Origin of the sequence: Gordonia shandongensis DSM 45094, assembly GCF_000423025.1 — a bacterium.
Classification (GTDB): domain Bacteria; phylum Actinomycetota; class Actinomycetes; order Mycobacteriales; family Mycobacteriaceae; genus Gordonia; species Gordonia shandongensis.
The window spans coordinates 421,540-442,652 of record NZ_AUHE01000002.1 but is presented as its reverse complement, the minus strand read 5'-3'; the positions used below and the strand labels follow the sequence as shown (position 1 = coordinate 442,652).

The window sequence follows — 21,113 nt, the reverse complement described above, 5'->3', positions numbered from 1 at the left end:
GAGGATTGGGGAGGCGGAATGCTGAGGATCCACCGCGGCGAGCGGGCGGACGTGCTCGCCGACGTGCTCGCGGACCGCCTCTCGGTCCCGCTGAGCGACCCGTTTACGCCCGAGGTCGTCACGGTCTCAGAACCCGGCGTCCAACGGTGGCTGCGTCAACGGATGGCCAGACGGCTGGGCACCGCCGACGGCGACGGGATCGCCGCCAACATCGCGTTCGACTCACCGCAATGGGTCCTCGATCGCATCGTGGACACGGTGGCCGACGATCCGCAGGCGGGCGCGCTGTGGTTCGACGACCGCCTGCGGTGGCCGGTGCTGCGTGTCCTCGACGCCGAGATCGACCGGCCCGAACTTGCCGTCGTCGCCGAGCACCTCGGACGCGGCGAGCGGGGGCACACGGCCGATCGGCGGCGGGCGCGGCGCCTGTCCGCGGCCTCGACCATCGCGACGCTGTTCCGCCGCTACGGCCGCTACCGGCCGTCGATGATCGCGGACTGGGCCGCGGGCCACGACACCGACGGGTCGGGCGCCGCGCTGGCAGACCACTTCCTGTGGCAGCCGTGGCTGTGGCGGCGGGTCCGCGACGAGATCGGCCACCCCCACCTCGCCGAGGGCCTGCCGTCGCTCACCGCCAGGCTGCGGGACGACCCCGACGCGGTCGATCTGCCCGCCCGCCTCGGCGTCTTCGGCACGACCGGCGCGCACGAGACGTTCCGCACCGTCATGGGCGCACTCGCCGAGCACCGCGACGTCGAGATCTACCTGCCGCACCCGTCACCCGCACTGTGGGGCCAGGTCGCTTCGCGTTCCCGGCTCCCGCACCCCGCTCGGCGATCCGCGCGCCCCCCGATCCGCCCGACGAATCGACTGCTCGGCGCCCTCTCGCACGAGATCCAGGAACGCCAGGAGGTGCTGTCCCCGTCGGCCGACGAGGTGATCTGCCACCCGGGCCCCGATCCCGGATCGGGTCTCCTCGGCCGCGTGCAGGCCGGTCTTCGCGCCGACGCGCGCGACACCGCGCCGACCGGTGCGCGCGCACAGCCCGACGGGACGCTGGAGGTCCACGCCTGCCACGGGCCGCAACGCCAGGTGGAAGTCCTTCGTGACCGGCTGCTGCGACTCTTCGCCGACCATCCGGACCTCGAACCGCGCGATGTCCTCGTGCTGTGCCCCGACGTCGACAGGTTCGCCCCCCTCATCCGGGGCGCCTTCGCGCAGCCGGGACTCGACCATCCGGCGTACTCCGTCCGAGTCCGGCTCGCCGATCGAGGAGCGCGAGAACAGAACGCGGTCCTCGACGTCGTCGGCCGGGTGCTGGAACTCGGCGCCGGACGCGTCCGGGCGGGCGATCTGATCGACCTGGCCGCAGCCGAACCGGTCCGGCGGCGCTTCGAGTTCACCGACGACGACATCGACACGATCGCCGGTTGGGTGCGCCGTGCCGGCATCCGCTGGGGCGTCGACCAGACCCAACGGTCTCGGTTCGGGCTCGCCGGCTTTCCCCAGGGGACCGTCGCGGCGGGCCTCGACCGCATCCTGCTCGGCGTCGTCGCCGAGGAGTCGACGCACGAATGGCTCGCGACCGCGCTGCCGCTGTCGGGGATCGACTCCACCGACACCGACCTCGCCGGACGCCTCGCGGAGTTCGTCCAACGACTCACGACGATCCTCCACGAGACGACCCGGACGGCGTCGGCCGCGCAGTGGCGCGACATCCTGCTGGGCGCCGTGGACGCACTGACCGCGGTCGACTCCGACACCGAGTGGCAGCGGGCGCAGTGCGTGGCGATGGTCACCGAGGCGTTGACGACACCCGGCGACCAGTCGGCCCCGCCGTTGGACCCGGCCGACGTCCGCGACCTCGTCGACGCATTGATGAGCAGACGACCCACGCGGGCGAACTATTGCACCGGCGACCTGACCGTCACGTCGATGGCGCCGATGCGATCGGTGCCGCACCGGGCAGTCGTCGTGATCGGGATGGATGCCGACGCCTACCCGCGTTCGCCCGCCGTCGACGGTGACGACATCCTGTCCGCGATCCCGCTGGTGGGTGAACGCAGTCCCCGCGACGAGGATCGGCAGCTGTTCCTGGATGCGATCTGTGCCGCAACCGATCACCTGCTGGTGTTCTACACCGGCGCCGATCCGCTCACGGGAGCGGAACTGCCGCCGGCCGCCGTCGTCGCCGACCTCGTCGAGGCGACCCGCGAACTGCTCGAGCTGCCGCCCGGCGCCACCTCGCCGATCGTGCATCGCCACAGTCTCCACGCGTTCGACGAAAGGAACTTCGTCGGCGACCGCCCCGTCAGCTTCGACAGCACGCTGCTCCCGGCGGCCAGAGCGCTGAGTTCGCTGAACAGGTCCGGCCGCCGCGGCGACCGGCTTCCGGTGATCGCCGATGAGGCCCTGCCGCCGGTGGACACCGCCGCCGACGTGGAGCTCGACGAGCTGATCGCGTTCGTGACCGCACCGATCGAGGCGTTCGCCCGGCAACGGCTCGGAGTGGGGATTCCCGACCCGCCCGACGAGCATCGTGATGAACTCGCGGTCGACCTCGACGGATTGGAACGGTGGGGTGTGGGCGATCGGTTCCTGCGGGCGCTGCTCACCGGCGACGACCCGGCGGCGGCGCGGGGAGCAGAACTCCGCCGGGGTACTCTGCCGCCCTTCGGTTTCGGTACCCGGCTGCTCGCGACGCTCAGTGAGAAGGCCGAAGCCATCGCACTCGCGGGATCCGGTCATCGGGGATCGGCACCCGATGCGATCGACGTCCGAGTCCCGCTCGCGGGCGGCCGGCGGATTCACGGAACCGTGGGCGAGGTGTTCGACGGCCGCCTGGTTCCGGTGTCGTATTCGCGGCTCGGGGTCAAGCACCGGATCGGCGCCTGGATCCGATTGCTGGCCGTCGCTGCCGGCTCCGACGCCGAGGTGCGCGAGGCGATCGTCATCGGCGGCGCCGGAGGACGCGACGCGGCCGCACAGATCAGCAGGCTCACCGTGCCAGATGATGCGAGAGATCATCTGGCCACGCTCGTCGCGATCCGCGATCTCGGCCTGGCGGCGCCCATGGGCTTGACCCTGGACGCCGGAGCCGCGGCCGCGCAGGACTTCGGACGCGGCGGCCGGCCCGACCGCGCCCTGCGTCGTGCCGAATCGCGATACGGGTACTCCTACGGCGACCGCAACCGGTATGCGGGTCTGGTCTTCCACGGTGACGCCGACGCCGCGGTGTCGTTCGACACGCTCCGCCAGGCGGTCCCGACCGCGCAGGTCGCCCGCGATGCCGGCATCGACGTGCCCGGTGACGGCTCGGGATCGGTCTACGTGGGCCTCGCCGCGGCGGTCTTCGGACCGATGCTGCAGATGGAGCGGGATCGATGACCGACGAGTTCGATCTGCTCGGGCCCCTTCCGGAGTCGACGACGGTGCTCGAAGCCAGCGCGGGGACCGGGAAGACGTACGCGATCGTCGCGATGGCCGTTCGCTACGTCGCCGCGGGCGTCCCCGTGTCGGCGCTGTTGATGGCGACGTTCTCGAATGCGGCGTCGGCGGAGCTCAGGGACCGGACGCATGCACGCCTCGTCGAGTGCGCGACGGCCCTCGAGGACCCCGAGCGTGCCGCCGGATCTGCCGACCCGCTGATCGCCGCTCTGGCACGAGACGGTGATCCGGCCGCCGTGCGAGACCGCCTCACCGACGCGCTGTCGGACTTCGACGCCGCGACGATGGCGACGACCCACACGTTCTGCAATCGAATGCTCGCCGCGCTCGGCTTCCTCGGCGACCGTCAGCAGCAGTTCCCGATCCTCGAGAACGTCGACGACATGGTCGCCGAACTCGCCCGCGACGCCTACCTCGCGAGGTTCGCCGGGGATCCGGACTCGGCGCCCCCGTACGAGGACGTGGAGCGAATCGCGATCGCGGCGGTCCGCGACACGTCGGCCCGGCTCGCGCCGACGCCGGACGACAGCGGCGACCGCGACGCCGAACTGCGGGTCGCGGTCGCCGAGCATGCGCGGAAGGCGGCGACGATCCGCAAGCAGCTGGCCCGGGTGCGCACCTACTCCGATCTGCAGGACACCCTGCACCGCATCGTCGTCGACGAACACGTCGGGGAATTGGCGCGTGCGAGGATCCGGGCACAGTTCTCCGCCGTCCTCGTCGACGAATTCCAGGACACCGACCCGCAGCAGTGGGACATCCTACGGCTGTGCTTCCACGGGCACGTTCCGATGATCCTCGTGGGAGATCCCAAACAGTCGATATACGCCTTCCGCGGGGCCGAGGTCCTCAGTTACCTCGGCGCTGCGCGCACAGCGGGCGACCGCCGTCGACTGACGGTCAACAGACGTTCCGACGAGGCCGTCGTCTCCGGGCTGCAGTCGCTGTTCCACGGAGCCGCGCTCGGACATCCCGACATTCGCCACCTGCCGGTCGTGGCCGCGAACGCCGGGTCGCGCATCCGCGGTGCCGCAGCGGTGCGGATCCGGGGTTTCACGGCGTCGGACTTCACCGTCCACACCAAGGACGGCACGAGCCCGCTGGTGGGTCCGGTGCGGGACCGGGTGATCGAGGACGTCGCCGACGACATCGCGGTCACGCTGGGCGGATCGGTCACCGTCGTGGACGACGACGGGTCCGCCAGGAGCGTCGAGCCGGGGGACGTCGCCGTCCTGCTCCGCGCCAACAAGACGATCGCACCGCTGCAGCGGGAACTGGCCGCGAGGGGAATCGCCTCGGTCGTCACCTCGGGGACCTCGATCTTCTCCACGCGTGCCGCACGGGACTGGTGGTACGTCCTCTCGGCGATCGAGACGCCCTCGCGGCTGCCCGGTCTGCGCTTGGCGGCCCTCACCCCGATCATCGGTGCGACGGCTCGCAGACTGCACGAGGAGGGGGACGCCGGAGTCGGCGTCCTCGCCGGTGCGTTCGCCGACCTGGCGACCGTCTTCGTCGAAGGCGGGTTCGCGGCGATGGCCGAGCGACTGTACACGCGGTTCGAGACCGCGGAGAGGCTGCTCGCGCTGGAGCACGGGGAGCGGATGCTCACCGACGTCCTGCAGTTGGCGGAACTGTGCAACCGGGAGGCCGCCGCGGGTCGATCGAGTCTCGCCTCCCTGGTCGAGTGGCTCGGCGATCGCATCGACGACGACTCCCGCTGGGGCGGACGCGGCGAAGACGTGCGCCGACTCGACCGCGACACGGCCGCGGTGCAGATCATGACCGTTCACGCGAGCAAGGGACTGGAGTTCCCGATCGTGTACATCCCGTTCGGCTGGGACGGGGCGGGGCCGAGGGAGCCGGCGACCTTCCTGTTCCACGATGACGACGACGTGCGCAATCTCGACGTCGGGGGTCGGCACGCTCGGGGCCGCGACCGACGCGAAGCTCGGGCCCGAGCGGAGAGCGCGGGCGAGGACCTTCGGCTGCTGTACGTGGCGGCGACCCGCGCCCGCAGTCAGGTGGTCATGTGGTGGGCGCCGAGCACGACGACCCCGCGCGGGGCGTTGCACCGGTTGTTGTTCACCCTGTCCGAGCGGCGGTCGGCGATGCAGTCCGACGACCGGTCGGCGATCCCGGACGTGGTTCCGGTCCCGAGTGACGAGGTCGACTGCGTCAACGTACTGCGGTCGGCGGCCGACGGTGTCTCGACGGTGTCGGTGGAACCGGCGGGGCGGCACGGCCGCACGATGTGGCGGCCCGCGCCGTCGGCGGAAGCCGCTCCGCCCCTGGCGGTCTCGGTGTTCGACCGGCGGATCGACACCGTCTGGCGACGGACGTCGTATTCGGCCATCGTGGCGGCGGCGCACGCCGTCGCCCACACCGGGGGGCCGGCGGGCGTCCTCGCGCACGGCGCGCTCGCCGAGGGGCTGGTCAGCGACGACGTCCTGCGCCCCGACGAACCCGACGACGCGGGACGCGAGCCGGCGACGCCGGAGGCGCGCTCCGACACCGGGACGCCGTCGCTGATGAACGGCCTGCCGTTCGGGGCCGCGTTCGGGACACTGGTCCACGAGGTCCTCGAACACGTCGACACGTCGGCGCCCGACATGGCGGCGCACGTCGTGCGGAAGTGTTCGGAGGGCGCGGCGATGCGCGGTGCGGACATCGACGTCGACGTACTGGCCCGGTCGCTGATCGGGGTGCTGACGACGCCCCTCGGGTTCGGTGATCTGTGGAGCATCGGTCCCGCCGACCGACTCGCGGAGCTCGACTTCGAGATGCCGCTCTCGGCGCGGCGAGGAGGCTTCGGGCTCGACGAGGTCGGCGACTTGCTCCGCCGACACCTCCCCGCCGATGACCCGTTGGCACCGTACGCCGACCGCGTCCGTTCGGTGTCGCAGGAACGTTTCGCCGGCTTCTTGACCGGCAGCATCGACTCGGTGTTGAGGATTCCCGGAGGGCGGTTCGCCGTGGTCGACTACAAGACGAACCGGATCCGTCCCGGTGATCTGACCGTCGAGGACTTCGACCGCGATTCGATGGCGGAGGAGATGATGTCGGCCCACTACCCGCTGCAGGCATTGCTCTACTCGGTCGCTCTTCACCGCTATCTACGCTGGCGGATCCCCGACTATGGGGCGGCCGAGCGGCTCGGACCCGTGCAGTACCACTTCGTGCGGGGCATGGCGGGGCCGTCGACACCTCCGGGCTGCGGCGTCTTCGAGTGGCGCGTGCCGCCCGCGCTGGTGATCGAGATGTCCGCGTTGCTGGCGGGCCGCGCGCCGGAGGAGGAGTCGTGACCGGGCCGATGCGGCTGCCGGTGACCGGCGCCGACGACGCGTTGACGCCCTTCGCCGACGCCGGTGCGCTGACTGCCGCCGACGTCCACGTGGCCCGTCGCGTCGCGGCGCTGTCGGGTGAACCGGTCGCCGACGAGGTGCTCGTCGCGACGGCGTTGGCGGTTCGGGCGGTGCGCAGCGGGTCGACGTGCGTGCGACTCGCCGACCTCGATGAGAGCGCGACCGGTGAGGCGGACGGACCACGGTGGCCCGCCGCCGACGCCCTGGTCGGCGCCCTGCGCGAGTCGCACCTGGTGCGGGGCGCCTCGACAGGGCCGCTGCGGCCGTTGGCGCTCGCCGACTCCGCCGACGGCCCCCTGCTGTATCTGCGGAAGTACTTCCGACAGGAGCAGAGCATCCGCGCGATCCTCGATGCGCGGGCCGCGGACCGTCCGATCGTCGACGAGGGCTTGCTCGCCGACGCCCTCGACACCGCGTTCGGCGCGCGGGACTCCGACGTGGCGGCGGGATACGACCGGCAGCGTGCGGCAGCCGCGCTGGCGGCGACGTCGTGGACGACCGTGCTCGCCGGGGGACCGGGGACCGGAAAGACCTACACGATCGCGCGGATCCTGGCGGTGATGGAGACGCTCTACAGCGGCGACCTGAGGATCGGCCTGTGTGCGCCGACCGGTCGGGCCGCGGCCCAGTTGCAGACTGCGATCGGTGAATACCGCCGAACGCACGGAATCCTCGACAGCGAACCGACGTCGGTGACCGTTCACCGACTGCTGGGCTCGCGGCCGGACGGCACGTTCGTGCGCGGGCCGGCGAATCGGCTGCCGTTCGATGTCGTCGTGGTCGACGAGACGTCGATGCTGCCGGTGACCATGATGTGCCGGCTGCTGGAGTCGTTGCGGACCGACACCCGTCTCATCCTCGTCGGCGACCCCCATCAGCTCGTGTCGGTGGAGGCGGGCGCGGTGCTGGCCGACCTGGTCGACCGCGTGGTTCCGCCGACTGCGACGGCACCTCTTGCGGCGTCGTTCTCGGTGCCGGCGCGCCTCGGGGAGTCCGACTTCGACGACGCCGAGCGAATCGCGCTGGCGCGCGGCGTCATCACCCTGCGGCGCGGCCATCGGTACGGTGACCGGATCTCGGAGGTCGCAGAAGCGGTCAACGACGGGGACGCGGATCGCGTTCTGTCCCTCGTGGGGCACGGCCGCGACTCCGATCATCCGGTCCGGTTGATCGATGAGGACGACCTGGCGGCGGTCGCCGACGTGCGGTCCACGGTCGTCGCGTGGGCGGCGGACCTGCGTCACGCGGCGACGGCGGGTGACGCCCGCGGCGCGGTGACGGCGCTGCGCGGGCACCGCGTCCTCTGCGCGCACCGGGACGGGCCGTACGGGGTCTCCGGGTGGTCGCGGACGGTGACCACGTGGATCGCCGAAGACCTCGGCGGTCTGCCCGCGGGCCGGTGGTCGCCCGGAGAGCCGCTGCTGGTCACCGCCAACGATCGTGCGCAGGGCGTCTACAACGGTGACTCCGGTGTCGTGATCGCCGCCGACGGCGGCGAGCCGATGGCGGTCTTCGAACGCGGTGATGAGGTGAAGCGCCTGCATCCGAGCCAGCTCGCCGACGTGACCGCGGTCTACTCGATGACGATTCACCGAAGCCAGGGCAGTCAGTTCGGTTCGGTGACGGTGATCCTGCCGCCGCAGGACGCGGAGCTGCTGACCCGAGAGCTGCTGTACACGGCGATCACCCGTGCGGAGCACGAGGTCACGATCATCGGCTCGCGGGACGCGTTGCGTGCAGCCGTCGGGAGACGGGTGGCACGCGCATCGGGGCTGCGCACCGATCTGGTGGAGTATTAGAGCAGGTCGACCCCGCCGGGCACGAGGTCGCGCCGGAGGTACGCCTCGGTCCGCAAGAACAGTCGCTGCGGGTCACGCGGCAGCCCGGCGAACTGCTTCATCGATGCGCTTCGAGCCATCTCGGTCCGGTGTGCGAGGATCGCCCGAACCTTGCGGCCCGTGCAGTCGTCGACGTCGACGACCAGATCGAGTGCGGCGGTCGGGGTGCCGACGATCGGCAGGTGGGCATCCGCCGTGAGGTGGGGCCGCAGTGCGTTCACCGTGGTCTCGGGGATGGTGATGAAGTACATGGTCGACACCTGCCACGGCTCGCCGAGTTCGGGGCAGTAGGGAGGCAGTGCCGCCGCGTCGGCGGCGGCACACGAGAGTCGATTGGCGTGGATGTGGTCGGGGTGCCCGTACATGCCGTAGGCGTCGTAGGTGACGATGACATGCGGCCGCAGTCGACGGATGTGGTCGACGAGTGCGGTCACCTGCTCGTCGAACGGGGCGCGGACGAAGGCCGTCGCACCCGGTGCGGACTCCGGCACGAAGCTGTCCGCGTAACCGAGCATGATCGGTTCGCGCGGCAATCCGAGTTCTCGGGCCGCGACGACGAGTTCGGCGTGCCGCCGGGTACCCCGATCCCATGTGCACGTCACGAGGTCGGCGTCGCCACCGCGGCGTGTGTGACGTGCGAGGGTGCCGCCGGTCCACAACGATTCGTCGTCGGGATGGGCGTGCACGAAGAGGGCACGGGGGACGCCAGACACGGGACCAGCTTACGCGTGCGCGGGACGGTACACTCGGCGGCGAAAATTCCGTCGGCCGACGCAAGTGGATTCCGTCGGCGATCGATCGCGGTGACGATGAGGAGTGAATGCGGTGACGTCGCAGGTGTACGAGTTTCAGGCGCAGGCTCGCCAATTGCTGGATCTGATGGTCCATTCGATCTACTCGAACAAGGACAGCTTTCTTCGCGAGCTGATCTCGAATGCGTCGGACGCGGCGGACAAGCTGCGAATCGAGGGGTTGCGGGACAAGGACCTGGACGTCGACATCTCCGATCTGCACATCCGGCTCACCCCGGATGCGCAGGCGCGCACGCTGACGGTCTCCGACAACGGGATCGGCATGTCTCGCGACGAGGTGGTAGACCTGATCGGCACGGTCGCCAAGTCGGGAACGGACGAGCTGCGCCGGGCACTGGCCGACTCGTCCGAGGAGAACGCCGACGCACTCATCGGACAGTTCGGCATCGGCTTCTACTCGGTGTTCATGGTCGCCGACCGGGTGACGATGGTGACCAGGAAGGCCGGGGAGTCCGTCGGCACCCGGTGGGAGTCGACGGGCGACGGCACCTACACCCTCGACGACGCACCGGACGCACCGCAGGGGACCGCGATCACACTCGCTCTCAAACCAGTCGATGACGACGACGCGGTGCACGATTACGCGGATCAGACCGTCCTGCGTCGCCTCGTGACGAAGTACTCCGACTTCATCTCGTGGCCGATCCGGATGACGGTGACGCGACCCGTTCCGCTCGACGATGCGGGCTCCGAGGAAGGCGCGGAGGACGGCGAGCGGACCGAACCGACGGTCGAGGAGGTCGACGAGACCCTCAACTCGCAGAAGGCGCTGTGGGCGCGTCCGCGCGACGAGGTGAGCGAGCAGGAGTACGCGGACTTCTATCGACACGTCTCGCACGCCTGGGACGATCCGCTGGAGACCATCACGGTTCGCGCGGAGGGCACCTTCGAATACCAGGCCCTGCTGTTCATCCCCACGCAGGCGCCGTTCGACCTGTTCATGCGCGAGCGGACCAGTGGCATCCACCTGTACGTGAAGCGCGTCTTCATCATGGACGATGCCGACGAGCTGATGCCGGAGTACCTGCGGTTCGTCCGCGGTGTCGTCGACGCCGCCGACCTGTCGCTCAACGTGTCCCGGGAGATCCTGCAGCAGGATCGGCAGATCCGGGCGATCCGACGTCGTCTGGTCAAGAAGGTCATCTCGTCGATCCAGCAGATTCAGGATCAGCGGCCCGAGGACTACACGACGTTCTGGTCGAACTTCGGCAGGGTCTTCAAGGAAGGCCTCATGAGCGATCAGGACAATGCGCAGGCGATCCTCAAGGCCTCGGTGTTCGCATCGACCCGCAGCGACGACGAGCCGACGACCCTGGACGACTACATCTCGCGGATGTCGTCCGAGCAGGACGTCATCTACTACATGACCGGTGAGTCGCGCACTCAGATCGAGAAGTCTCCTCACCTGGAGGCGTTCCGCGCCAAGGGCATCGAAGTCCTGTTGCTGTCGGACCCGGTCGACGAGGTCTGGGTCGGTGCGGTTCCCGAGTTCGACGGCAAGCAGTTCGTCTCCGTCGCCAAGGGGGTGGTGGATCTCGACGGCGACGCCGACGAGTCCGACACCGACGCCACATCGCAGCGCGATGAACAGTTCGCGCCACTGCTGTCGTGGCTGGGGGAGACCCTCGCCGACGACGTCACGCAGGTACGGCTGAGCTCGCGGCTGACGGACTCGGCGGCGTGCCTGGTGGGCGATGCTTTCTCGATGACGCCGCAACTGGAGAAGCTCTACCGTGCGTCGGGTCAGGAGGTCCCGACCTCGAAGCGGATTCTCGAGCTGAACCCCGACAACGCGCTCGTGACCGCACTGCGGACGGCGTTCGAGTCGGGGGACGATCACACGACGCTGATTCCGGCGGCTCGGCTCGTCCACGCCACCGCCGTGCTCGCCGAGGGAGGCGACCTCGAGGATCCGGCGGAGATCGCCCGCCTTCTCGCCGCGACCCTCACCGAGAATCTGGGCTGAGGCCCGTGGGGCTGTTGACCCCGATCGCGGTGCGGATCGGGGCGATCGACTCGCTGCCGACGTTCCTGCCGGTGATCCTGGCGATCGACGGGGCCCTGCGATTCGTGACGCGCGGTCGCGTCGGTCTGCTTCGGTTGGCGGGTCTGCCGGGGGTCACGATGGTGATTCCCGGGCGCCGCAGCGGCGTGCTCCGGCGGACGACGGTCCTGGCCGCCCGCGACGGCCCGGACTGGATCGTCGCGGGCTCGTTCTTCGGCGGCCAGAGAGCGCCGGCCTGGGTGTTCAACCTCCGGGACGCCGAGGTGATCGCCGTGGAGGTGAACGGCCGGTCGCGACAGATGCGTCGTCGGGAGCTCGTCGATCGGGATCGTCGCGAGGCCTGGGACCGGCTGCTCGCGGTCTGGCCGAACTTCGCGGTGTACGCGCGGCGGACGGAACGGGTCATCCCGGTGTTCCGACTGTCGCCGGCCGGCGCGGACGGTGCCGACGGGTGAGAGCGCGTCGTCGACGTCTATTCGCCGCGGAACCGGGGCGGTCGCTTCTCGAAGACCGCGGTGATCGCCTCGGTGAGGTCTTCACTGGGGAGAAACGCCGCATTCCATGCGGCCACGTAGCGGAGACTGTCGGCGACCTGGGCGTCGCGACCCTGATTGAGCACCTGCTTGGTTCCCTGGACGACGAGCGGTGCCAGGCCGGCGATCTCGCCGGCCAGACCGCGTGCCGCGGCGAGGACTGCGTCGCGGTCGTCGTAGACATCGCTGACCAGACCGATCTTCTCTGCTCGGGCGGCGTCGATGTCCTTGCCGGTGAGTGCGAGTTCACGCGTGTGTCCGTCCCCGATGATCGCAGGCAGCCGTGCCAGCGACCCCATGTCGGCGACGATCGCCACGCGGACCTCGCGGACACTGAACTTCGCGTCGGCACTGGCCAGACGAATGTCGGCGGCACTGATCATGTCGACCGCCCCGCCGATGCACCATCCGGAGACGGCCGCGATGACCGGCGTGCGACAGTCGGCGACGGCGTTGATGGCGCCCTGCATGCTCGTGATCGTCGAGTGGAACTCGGTGCGGGGCCCGGCCTTCGCGTCGGGGGCGAGAACCTTGCCGAACGCACCGGACATGGCCTGCAGGTCCAGTCCGTACGAGAAGTGCTCACCGGACCCCGTCACCACGATGGCGCGAACCTCGGGGTCGGCGTCCAGTGCGCCGAAGAGTCCCGCGGACTCGCTCCAGAAGTCGGGGCCCATCGCGTTCCCCTTGCCCGGGCCGATCAGCGTCACCTCGGCGACGTGCTCGTCGACGGAGACGGTGAAGGCCTTGTAGGCGTGGGAGCGGTAGTCCGGGATGCTGGTGTCGATCATCTGTCAGATGGTACGTGCGGGGGGCGCCGGGACGTGCGTCGACCTTTCGGCGCGGGCGCCGGCCGCCCGGATTGTGACACGATGAAGCGGTGAGAACACTGCGAGATCCGTTGCAGGTGGACGATGTCCGTGTGTCCCTTCCGGTGCCGGACGCCGAGGCGTCTCGTCGAGCGTACGAGCTGCTGCTGGGGTCGGGATCCGATGCTCTCTGGACGGGAAGCAACGCCGCGGTGACGATCGCCGATACCGACGGCGACGTCGCGGTCGACCTGCGGGTGTCGGATCTGGATGCGGCAGTCGACTTCGCCGGGAGGCGCGGGCTGCGGACGCAGATCACCGACGACCGGCGGGCGGGGCTCGTCGACCACCGTCCCTTCGGGGTCGCCGATGACATCGCGGCCGACGGAACGACGATGCTCGATCATCTGGTCCTCACCGGCGGCAGCGTCGAGCAGGCGCTCGCCCTGTTCGGCGGTCGGCTCGGGATCAGCCTCCGATTGATCCGTGAACTCGGAGACGGGGTCGCCCAACTCTTCTTCCGCACGCCGACGGTGGTGCTCGAAGTGGTCGCCGGTGGCGGAACCGACGACTGGGGACTGATGGGACTGGCCTGGCGCGCCCCGTCGATCGACGGGGAACGGGACCGTCTGGTGGCCGCCGGAATCGATGTGAGCGAGGTCCGCGCGGGCCGCAAGCCCGGGACCCGGGTCTGTACGGTGCGCGAACCGGCGTTCGGGACCGGGACGCTGCTGATCCAGCAGGACGGACCGTGATCGTCCTGCGAACGGCTCGGGCCGACGATCCGCGGGTGCTCGACTGCACCCGCAGGTACTATCGCGAGCTCGCCGCGCGACTGCCGGACGGCTTCGATCCGGCACACGGCGGTGCGGTCGACGATGAGGCATTGGCGCCGGGTCGCGGCGTCGTCGTCCTGGCGGAGTCATCGGATTCATCGGAGTCAGCGGGGTCGGCGGTCGGCTGCGGTGCCGTGACCTTCCTCGATGAGCGGGTCGCGGAGATCAAGCGGGTCTGGGTCTCCGGAGAGGCCCGCGGGGCGGGCCTGGGGAGTCGGATCGTCGCACGTCTGGAGGATGAGGCGGTCGCGAACGGTCGGTGGGTGATCCGGCTCGACACGCATGCGCGGCTGACGGAGGCGATCGCCCTGTACGAGTCGGAGGGCTATGTCCGGGTCGCCGCCTACAACGAGAACCCCTATGCGCAGTTGTGGTTCGAGAAACTGCTCGCGGGGCGATCATGACCGGCCGGTCGACGTACCCGTCCCCGATGTCCCCGCTCCCGTCGTCCGGGCTGCCGATGTTCCCCCTCGGGGCGGTCGTGCTCCCGGGTGAACTGCTGCCGCTGCGGGTGTTCGAACGCCGGTACACCGAGATGATCCCCGACGTGCTCGCCACGGACGGCCGCTTCGGCGTCGTTCTCATCGAACGGGGCTCGGAGGTCGGTGGGGGAGACGTGCGTGCCGATGTGGGGACCGCGGTGGAGATCGACCAGTGGACGCCGTCGGGGGCGGGCCGGATGTCGCTGACCTGCCGGGGTCTGGCCAGGATCCGCGTCGAGGCGTGGCTGCCGGACGATCCGTACCCGAGGGCCGTGGTCCGCGACGACCCGGATGAGGCGGTGGGCGACGTCGTCTGGGACGGGATCATGGAGCGACGGGCACAGCTCCGTCTGCTCTGCGGGCAGGGCGGACGCCGAGACCCACAGCTGCGCTGGATAGCCGCCCATCTGCTCGATGACGTCTGCTACGCAGACGGCGACCCCGTCGCCGAGTCGTTTCGCGCGGCATCCGATCTGCCACTGGGCACCGCCGATCGTCACGCGGTCCTGGCCGCACCCGATCCGGCGCGCCGGATCGACGCGATCGAGTCGGCCCTCGACGATCTGGTGGCCGCACTGCGATTCCGATTGAACCCATGAGCCTCCGCGGGGCGCGGAGCGGAGAGGAGCCGAGATGAGCAATCTCGAGAGTGACCCCACCGAGCTGGCCTGCGGACCCGAGCCGCGGCGAGGAGTCGAGGTGATCGAGTCCCGATCGGTTCCGCTCGGCGGGATTCGGGCGATGCGCGTCAACCGCACCCTGCCGACTCGCGACCGATCGATGGTCGGCGCATGGTGCTTCGCCGACCACTACGGGCCCGAGCCGGTGGCGTCGTCGGGCGGGATGCGGGTGCTCCCGCATCCCCACACCGGACTGCAGACCGTGAGCTGGCTGTTCGAGGGTCAGATCGAGCACCGCGACAGTGCGGGCGTCCACGAGATGGTGCTGCCCGGTGAGATGAACCTGATGTCTGCGGGGTACGGAATCAGTCATTCGGAGGTCTCCACCGAGAGCACCGACATCCTGCACGGTCTGCAGTTGTGGGTCGCGTTGCCCGATACGGTTCGCCACGGACGCCACGGCTTCCAGCACTATGCGCCCGAATCGGTCGAGGTCACGGATTCCGACGGCGCGGCGGCCGGATCGATGAAGGTCTTCGCCGGGGGCCTCGGCGGCTCCCGAGCGGCGATCGAGACCGCGACGCCGCTGCTGGGAGCCGAGATCCTCATCGATCCGGGGGCTCACGTCGTCCTCGACGTCGATGCGACCTTCGAGCACGGCGTCCTCCTCGACACCTCGGCGCTCGACCTCGAAGGCGTGTCGCTGGAACGGGCCTCGATGGGCTATGTCGGTCCCGGACGCACCAGCGTGCGGCTTGACAATCCGACGGACTCGACGGCCCGCGCCGTCCTGCTCGGCGGCGAACCGTTCGCCGAGGATCTGGTGATGTGGTGGAACTTCGTGGGCCGCGATCACGATGAGATCGTCGCCTACCGTGAGGAATGGCAGGAGCGCTCGGAGCGTTACGGAACGGTGAGCGGGTGGACGGCCGATGAGTGGATTCCGGCGCCCCCGCTCCCCGGCACGAGGCTCAGGCCGAGAAGGCGGCGCGAGAGCTGACCCTGGGGAAATGACCCTGGGGGAAATGATGAGGAGAGGTCAGCGATGACGAATACGACGGCCGACGAGCGGGTCGAGGTCACCAGGAACGATGAGCTCGGGCGGTTCGACATCACCGTGAACGGTGAGGCGGCGGGTTTCACCGAGTTCGTCGACATGGACGGACTGCGGGTGTTCCCGCACACCGAACTCGACGACAGGTTCTCGGGGAGGGGATTGTCGTCGACGCTGGTCGCGGCGGCGTTGGACGACACGCGGCGGGCCGACCTCGAGGTGGTCCCGGTCTGTCCGCTGGTGCTGCATTATCTGGAGAAACGCGAGCTGCCCTTCACGCGGCCGACGCCGTCGATCCTGAACTCGCTGGGACGCACACGCGACTGACCGAACCGTCGGTGCCCCGATTCCGGGACACCGACGGCAGGTCGGCTCGGACGGCGGAAGTGGTCAGGAGTCGGACGGCTCGTCCGCCGGCGTCGTCTCCTCGCGGTCGCCGAGGCGGGCGAGCATGTTCGCAACGTCGAGGCCGGTGGTGCCGCGGATCAGCTCGAGGGTGCTCACCACGTTGGTCCCCGCGCCCTTCGACACCGGGCCCACCGAGTCGCCGACGAGAGTGATGTTGGCATCCGTCAGCGGCTCGGCGCCGGCACGCACGATGTCGGGGAGCTTGCTCAGCACGAGTTCGAGCTGACCGACCTTGTCGAGCTTCCCGAGTGCTTCGGCGCGCTTCTCGAGGGCCTGCGCTTCGGCGTCACCGGTGATGCGGATGCCCTCGGCCTTGGCCTCGGCCTCGGCGACGATCTCGGCCTTGCGGGCCTCGGCGCGCTGCTGTGCGGCGAACAGCTCGGCCTCCGCGGGACGGCGGACCTCGGCGTCGAGCTGCGTGTCGCGCAGACGTGCCTGCTGTTCGGCGACGTCGTTGTCCTTCTCCACCTGAATGCGGCGGCGCTCGGCTTCCACGAGCGGGCGGACGGCGTCGGCCTCGGCCGCCGCGCGGTCGGTGGCCTGACGGGCCCCCTCCCGTTCGATGTCGAGTTCACGCTGCTGCTCGATGACCGCCTGCTCGTTGGCGATGCGGCTCTCCTCGGCCACGCGGTGGGCTTCGGCGCGCGACTTCGCGGCGATGGCCGCCTGATCGGACCGCTCGCGGGCGGCGAGGTCGGAGAAATACTGCCCGTCGGAGTCTTGGACGTCGTTGATCGAGAAGCTGTCGAGGACCAGCCCCTGATTGCCGAGGATCTCCTTGATCGACTGCGCCACCTGGTCGACGAGCGCCTGGCGGTCCACCAGGATGCTCTTGGCGGTCATCGTGCCGACGATGGAACGGAGCTCACCGGAGAGCTGTTCGGTGACGAGCGCCTTGACCCGGTTGAGGTCGTCGCCGAATCGGGGACCCGCCTTGAGGATGGACTCCGGTGTGTCGCCCACCTTCACGACCGCCACACCGCGGACGCTCAGCTCGATGCCGTCGTTGGCGGGCGTCGACGTGTCGAGGTCCGCCTTGACCGACGAGAGCTGGACTCGAGTGGCGCGTTGGACGACCGGGAGGACGAAGGTGCCGGTACCGCGGTACACCTTGCCCTGGTGGCCCTTGCCGGTGCCGGTGACGATGAACGCCTCTTCGGCTCCCGGCACGCGGTAGCGCGACAGCAGGAGGATGACGATGAGGACGAGCAGGGCCACAACTGCCACTACTGCGCCGACGATGGTTCCCATGTGCGGGATTCCTTTCCTAAGCGGTTCGCGTGGAACCGGGATGGGTTGTGTCGGGGTTCACTGTGTTGGGGAGTTCCGTGTCGGGAGCCGGTGATCGCCTCAGTTCGCGAGGTCGAGAGGCGCCACGATGTATCCGTCGCGGTCGTCGACCTTCTCCACGATCACGGCCTCCGCGTCGTGGGCGAGCGACTGCTCGCAGGTGATGGTCACCTGCTGTGCTCCGAGGGGAGTCTGGATCTCGCCGACGCCGTAGCGGCCGGGTGAGACGGGTTCGACGACGCGGACGCGGCTGCCGAGCACGTCGATGGAGGGGAGCTCCTCTTCGGAGCCGACGAGGAAGCCCAGGACGGCGACGGCGGCGAGTGACAGCACGATTCCGGTGACGAGTCCGACGAGCAGCGCCGGCAGGATGCCGGTGTCGGCGAAGACGATGAGGCCGCCGCCGAGCAGGCCGAAACCGGTGGCGAACGGCGTGACGATCGACAGCAGGCCGACACTCGAGTCGCCGAGGTCGATGTCGACGTCGCCGATCTCGGCTCCGAACAGCGACAGCAGGGTGAGAACCAACCCCACGCCGCCGATGATCAGGAGAACGGTCCCCAAGATCATGTGCGCCCCCGTCTTCTCGCTGTGATGAGCCTCGCTGTGGTGAGCCTCCCTGTGATGAGTCGATTCTCCCACATCGTGACGGTCCCGCCATTCGTCCGGCCTACGTGGCGGCGGCCGATCGGGGTCGGCGAGGCCGCACCACCCCGTTGACCGATACCCCCTATGGGTATATGGTCGACGTCATGAACACGCCGGACCACACCGACGCACCCGTTGACGCGCACGCTCACGGGGCGCATCAGCATCAGGGCCACGACGCACACGACGCACACGGCGCGCACAGCGCGCACGAGGGGCACGCGAGCCACGAGGCACACCACGACCACGGGGCACACGACGGTCACGGGGGACATGCGGGGCATGTGGCGGCCTTCCGTCGACTGTTCTGGATCATGACGCTGATCGCGATCCCGGTGGTCGCCGCCGACTCGATGTTCGCGTCGCTGGTCGGCTACGAGGTGCCGGGATGGGCCCGCTGGGTGGCGCCGATCCTCGGCACCGTGATGTACGTGTGGGGCGGTCGCCCCTTCCTGAGCGGGGCTGTCGACGAGATCCGCGGACGGGCTCCCGGAATGATGCTCCTGATCGGACTGGCGATCACCGTGGCGTTCGTCTCGTCGTGGGGATCGAGCGTCGGCGTCCTCGACGACGAGTTGAGCTTCTGGTGGGAGCTCGCACTCCTCATCGTGATCATGCTGCTCGGCCACTGGATCGAGATGGCGTCGCTGGCGCAGACGACATCGGCCCTCGACTCCCTGGCGGCCCTGTTGCCCGACCAAGCCGAGATCGTCGATCGCGGTCCCGACGGCGAAGAGCGGGTCCGGACGGTGGCGCCGGCGGACCTGCGTGTCGGAGATCTGGTCCTCGTCCGGCCCGGTGGATCGATCCCGGCGGACGGCACGATCGACGACGGCGGCGCCAGCGTCGACGAGTCGATGGTCACCGGTGAGTCGCGGACCGTGCGGCGCTCCGCCGGCGACCCCGTGGTCGCAGGCACCGTCGCGACCGACTCCGGACTCCGAATCCGTGTGCGTGCGGTCGGCGACGCGACGGCCCTCGCAGGCATCCGCCGCCTCGTCGCCGACGCCCAATCGTCCACATCCCGCGCACAGCGGCTCGCCGACCGGGCCGCGGGCTGGCTGTTCTGGTTCGCGCTCGGAGCCGCCGCGCTCACTGCCGCCGTCTGGGTGCTGCTGGGCATGCCGGACACCGCGGTGGTCCGGGTGATCACGGTGCTGGTGATCGCCTGCCCGCATGCACTCGGCCTCGCGATCCCGCTCGTGGTGTCGATCGCGACCGAACGGGCGGCACGCGGCGGCGTCCTGGTGAAGGACAGGCTGTCACTCGAGCGGATGCGTTCGGTGGACGCCGTCTTGTTCGACAAGACCGGCACCCTCACGAAGGGGTCACCGTCGGTGACCGCCGTCGAACCCGCCCGGGGCCACTCGCGCGCCGAGGTCCTCGCCGCCGCAGCGGCCGCCGAGTCCGACAGTGAACATCCCCTGGCGGTGGCGATCGTCGCCGCGGCACGCGCCGAGGAACTGACCGTCCCCCGGGCGACGGACTTCACCTCCGAACCCGCGACGGGCGTGTCGGCGTCGGTCGACGGACGCCGAGTGGAGGTCGGCGGACCCCGACTCCTCGAGGCGCGGACTGCGACGGAACTGGCGATCAGCGATGAGTGGCGTGACGAGGGGGCGATCATCCTGCACGTCGTGATCGACGGTCACGTCGCCGGAGCCCTGCGACTGGCCGATGACATCCGTCCCGAGTCGAAGGACGCGGTCGACGCGCTGCACCGACTGGGGGTCAGTGTCGTGATGATCACCGGAGACGCCCGAGCGGTCGCCGACACCGTCGCCGCAGAACTGGGGATCGACCGGGTCTACGCGCAGGTGCGGCCCGAGGACAAGGCCGCGGTCGTCGCCGAACTCCAGTCCGAGGGGCGGGTCGTCGCCATGGTCGGCGACGGCGTCAACGACGCGCCGGCGCTGGCCCGCGCCGACGTCGGCATCGCGATCGGTGCCGGCACCGATGTCGCGATCGCCTCGGCCGGCGTGGTCCTGGCCGGATCCGACCCGCGATCGGTGGTCTCGGTGATCGAACTGTCCGTGGCGGGATACCGCAAGATGACCCAGAACCTCTGGTGGGCCGCGGGCTACAACCTGATCTCCGTGCCGCTCGCGGCCGGCGTGTTGGCGCCCGTCGGCTTCGTGATGCCGATGAGCGTCGGGGCGATTCTCATGTCAGCGTCGACAGTGGTCGTCGCGCTCAACTCGCAACTGTTGCGGCGACTCGACCTGACACCCGAGTCGAGCGTCCGGCGCGTGCTGCGCGCCTGACCGGCCGGCCGCCGGTGAATCGTGCCGACCGGGTCATCGCGGTGTCAGCCGGCGTACCCCGCCACGAACGTCAGACGTGATCCGGTTCGGCGGCTCTCGTCGCGGAAGTTCTTCAGTGCTCGCTTCATGTGAAATCCGTTGGTCACGATCACGGCACCCGAGGCATGCAGCGACCGCAGGATCGCGACGGAGCGTCGAGCGTTCTCGACCGTCGACGTCGCAGTCGGCTCATCGATGACGCGCAGCGGGTTGACACCCCGCTTCATCAACTCGACGTGCATGAACGTCGACTCGGGGACCGGAAGCCACCAACTGTTGCCGCCCGTGACGATCACCCGGCTGAGCGGGGAGTGGTGGGCCAGGCGCGCGGCGCGGTCGAGGCGTTGCCGCAGAATGTGCGGCGGATTTCCGGTCGGCGTCATCCGCGCGCCGAGGACCACGATGTAACGCCCCACGGGGTTGTTCGTCAGGAAGCGCCCCGGTGACGGCGGTGCGGCCTGCGCCTCGGGGAGCGGCGTGAGTGCCGGCGCCATACAGACCGCGAGCGCGGTGGCGACCGCGACGATCGACGTGCGAATGCGGCCCCGTGCGCGACGATGCCGAATCGGGTGACCCATGAATGCTTCCTCCCCGCGTTGACAGATGTCTACGCCGGAGGATGACACCGAACTGTCGTCTAATCAACCGACATCGGCGTGTCGCTGT

Annotated in this window: 16 protein-coding genes; 11 read left to right on the top strand and 5 right to left on the bottom strand. The window is 69.8% G+C overall.

What is annotated here, in order from left to right; translation table 11 throughout:
- The first annotated feature begins 18 nt into the window (after positions 1 to 18).
- Genes recC through recD form a run of 3 tightly spaced genes read left to right on the top strand, consistent with a single transcriptional unit; the run spans position 19 to position 8,608 of the window.
- Positions 19 to 3,387: an exodeoxyribonuclease V subunit gamma gene (gene recC / locus G528_RS0104870; RefSeq protein ID WP_026917999.1), complete on the top strand. Its 3,369-nt coding sequence runs from the start codon at positions 19 to 21 to the stop codon at positions 3,385 to 3,387.
- The gene (locus G528_RS0104865; RefSeq protein ID WP_026917998.1) at positions 3,384 to 6,749 is read left to right on the top strand and encodes a UvrD-helicase domain-containing protein; all 3,366 of its coding nucleotides are present in this window, start codon (positions 3,384 to 3,386) and stop codon (positions 6,747 to 6,749) included. The genes recC and G528_RS0104865 overlap by 4 nt, the downstream gene beginning before the upstream one ends.
- Before the next feature lie 8 nt (positions 6,750 to 6,757).
- Positions 6,758 to 8,608 (top strand): exodeoxyribonuclease V subunit alpha, encoded by a 1,851-nt coding sequence (gene recD / locus G528_RS0104860; RefSeq protein ID WP_026917997.1) that lies wholly within the window; start codon positions 6,758 to 6,760, stop codon positions 8,606 to 8,608.
- On the opposite strand, the gene G528_RS0104855 is transcribed toward recD, so the two are convergent.
- Positions 8,605 to 9,360, bottom strand: coding sequence for a PIG-L family deacetylase (locus tag G528_RS0104855; RefSeq protein ID WP_026917996.1), 756 nt, complete (start codon positions 9,358 to 9,360; stop codon positions 8,605 to 8,607). The genes recD and G528_RS0104855 overlap by 4 nt on opposite strands.
- 166 nt (positions 9,361 to 9,526) lie before the next feature.
- Between G528_RS0104855 and htpG the strand changes: the two genes are divergently transcribed.
- Positions 9,527 to 11,425, top strand: coding sequence for a molecular chaperone HtpG (gene htpG / locus G528_RS0104850; RefSeq protein ID WP_051198324.1), 1,899 nt, complete (start codon positions 9,527 to 9,529; stop codon positions 11,423 to 11,425).
- A gap of 5 nt (positions 11,426 to 11,430) precedes the next feature.
- Positions 11,431 to 11,919, top strand: a complete 489-nt coding sequence (locus tag G528_RS0104845; protein WP_026917994.1) for a nitroreductase/quinone reductase family protein — start codon at positions 11,431 to 11,433, stop codon at positions 11,917 to 11,919.
- 17 nt (positions 11,920 to 11,936) lie between these two features.
- Here the strand turns inward: G528_RS0104845 and G528_RS0104840 are convergent, their stop codons facing one another.
- Entirely contained in the window at positions 11,937 to 12,788 is an 852-nt protein-coding gene (locus G528_RS0104840) for a crotonase/enoyl-CoA hydratase family protein (protein WP_051198286.1), read from the bottom strand.
- A gap of 131 nt (positions 12,789 to 12,919) precedes the next feature.
- On the opposite strand from G528_RS0104840, the gene G528_RS0104835 reads away from it, so the two are divergent.
- Genes G528_RS0104835 through G528_RS0104815 form a run of 5 tightly spaced genes read left to right on the top strand, consistent with a single transcriptional unit; the run spans position 12,920 to position 16,125 of the window.
- A complete protein-coding gene (locus G528_RS0104835; RefSeq protein ID WP_245569663.1) occupies positions 12,920 to 13,561 on the top strand; it encodes a VOC family protein in 642 nt (213 codons plus the stop codon).
- Entirely contained in the window at positions 13,558 to 14,046 is a 489-nt protein-coding gene (locus tag G528_RS16400; protein WP_051198283.1) for a GNAT family N-acetyltransferase, read from the top strand. The genes G528_RS0104835 and G528_RS16400 overlap by 4 nt, the downstream gene beginning before the upstream one ends.
- A gap of 26 nt (positions 14,047 to 14,072) precedes the next feature.
- Positions 14,073 to 14,723 carry an LON peptidase substrate-binding domain-containing protein gene (locus G528_RS0104825; RefSeq protein WP_035719012.1) on the top strand — a complete coding sequence of 217 codons (651 nt, stop codon included), beginning with the start codon at positions 14,073 to 14,075 and terminating at the stop codon, positions 14,721 to 14,723.
- Positions 14,724 to 14,757: 34 nt separating this feature from the next.
- Complete coding sequence (locus G528_RS0104820; RefSeq protein WP_026917990.1) at positions 14,758 to 15,744, top strand: pirin family protein; 987 nt, start codon at positions 14,758 to 14,760, stop codon at positions 15,742 to 15,744.
- 45 nt (positions 15,745 to 15,789) lie between these two features.
- Positions 15,790 to 16,125: a GNAT family N-acetyltransferase gene (locus G528_RS0104815; protein WP_026917989.1), complete on the top strand. Its 336-nt coding sequence runs from the start codon at positions 15,790 to 15,792 to the stop codon at positions 16,123 to 16,125.
- 63 nt (positions 16,126 to 16,188) lie between these two features.
- Here G528_RS0104815 and G528_RS0104810 read toward each other — a convergent pair whose 3' ends face one another.
- Together G528_RS0104810 and G528_RS0104805 are read right to left on the bottom strand one after the other, a co-directional pair.
- The gene (locus tag G528_RS0104810; protein WP_026917988.1) at positions 16,189 to 17,457 is read right to left on the bottom strand and encodes a flotillin family protein; all 1,269 of its coding nucleotides are present in this window, start codon (positions 17,455 to 17,457) and stop codon (positions 16,189 to 16,191) included.
- Positions 17,458 to 17,556: 99 nt separating this feature from the next.
- Entirely contained in the window at positions 17,557 to 18,066 is a 510-nt protein-coding gene (locus G528_RS0104805; RefSeq protein WP_245569662.1) for a hypothetical protein, read from the bottom strand.
- Between the two features lie 182 nt (positions 18,067 to 18,248).
- On the opposite strand from G528_RS0104805, the gene G528_RS0104800 reads away from it, so the two are divergent.
- Positions 18,249 to 20,408: a heavy metal translocating P-type ATPase gene (locus G528_RS0104800; RefSeq protein WP_156890351.1), complete on the top strand. Its 2,160-nt coding sequence runs from the start codon at positions 18,249 to 18,251 to the stop codon at positions 20,406 to 20,408.
- A 44-nt stretch (positions 20,409 to 20,452) separates the two neighbouring features.
- On the opposite strand, the gene G528_RS0104795 is transcribed toward G528_RS0104800, so the two are convergent.
- Positions 20,453 to 21,025 (bottom strand): YdcF family protein, encoded by a 573-nt coding sequence (locus G528_RS0104795; protein ID WP_051198282.1) that lies wholly within the window; start codon positions 21,023 to 21,025, stop codon positions 20,453 to 20,455.
- Positions 21,026 to 21,113 lie beyond the last annotated feature (88 nt).

Coding starts and splice junctions, on each gene's coding strand:
- recC (WP_026917999.1), top strand. CDS start 19: ATGCTGAGGATCCACCGCGGCGAGCGGGCGGACGTGCTCGCCGACGTG.
- G528_RS0104865 (WP_026917998.1), top strand. CDS start 3,384: ATGACCGACGAGTTCGATCTGCTCGGGCCCCTTCCGGAGTCGACGACG.
- recD (WP_026917997.1), top strand. CDS start 6,758: ATGCGGCTGCCGGTGACCGGCGCCGACGACGCGTTGACGCCCTTCGCC.
- htpG (WP_051198324.1), top strand. CDS start 9,527: ATGGTCCATTCGATCTACTCGAACAAGGACAGCTTTCTTCGCGAGCTG.
- G528_RS0104840 (WP_051198286.1), bottom strand. CDS start 12,788: ATGATCGACACCAGCATCCCGGACTACCGCTCCCACGCCTACAAGGCC.
- G528_RS0104825 (WP_035719012.1), top strand. CDS start 14,073: ATGTCCCCGCTCCCGTCGTCCGGGCTGCCGATGTTCCCCCTCGGGGCG.
- G528_RS0104820 (WP_026917990.1), top strand. CDS start 14,758: ATGAGCAATCTCGAGAGTGACCCCACCGAGCTGGCCTGCGGACCCGAG.
- G528_RS0104815 (WP_026917989.1), top strand. CDS start 15,790: ATGACGAATACGACGGCCGACGAGCGGGTCGAGGTCACCAGGAACGAT.
- G528_RS0104810 (WP_026917988.1), bottom strand. CDS start 17,457: ATGGGAACCATCGTCGGCGCAGTAGTGGCAGTTGTGGCCCTGCTCGTC.
- G528_RS0104805 (WP_245569662.1), bottom strand. CDS start 18,066: ATGATCTTGGGGACCGTTCTCCTGATCATCGGCGGCGTGGGGTTGGTT.
- G528_RS0104800 (WP_156890351.1), top strand. CDS start 18,249: ATGAACACGCCGGACCACACCGACGCACCCGTTGACGCGCACGCTCAC.
- G528_RS0104795 (WP_051198282.1), bottom strand. CDS start 21,025: ATGGGTCACCCGATTCGGCATCGTCGCGCACGGGGCCGCATTCGCACG.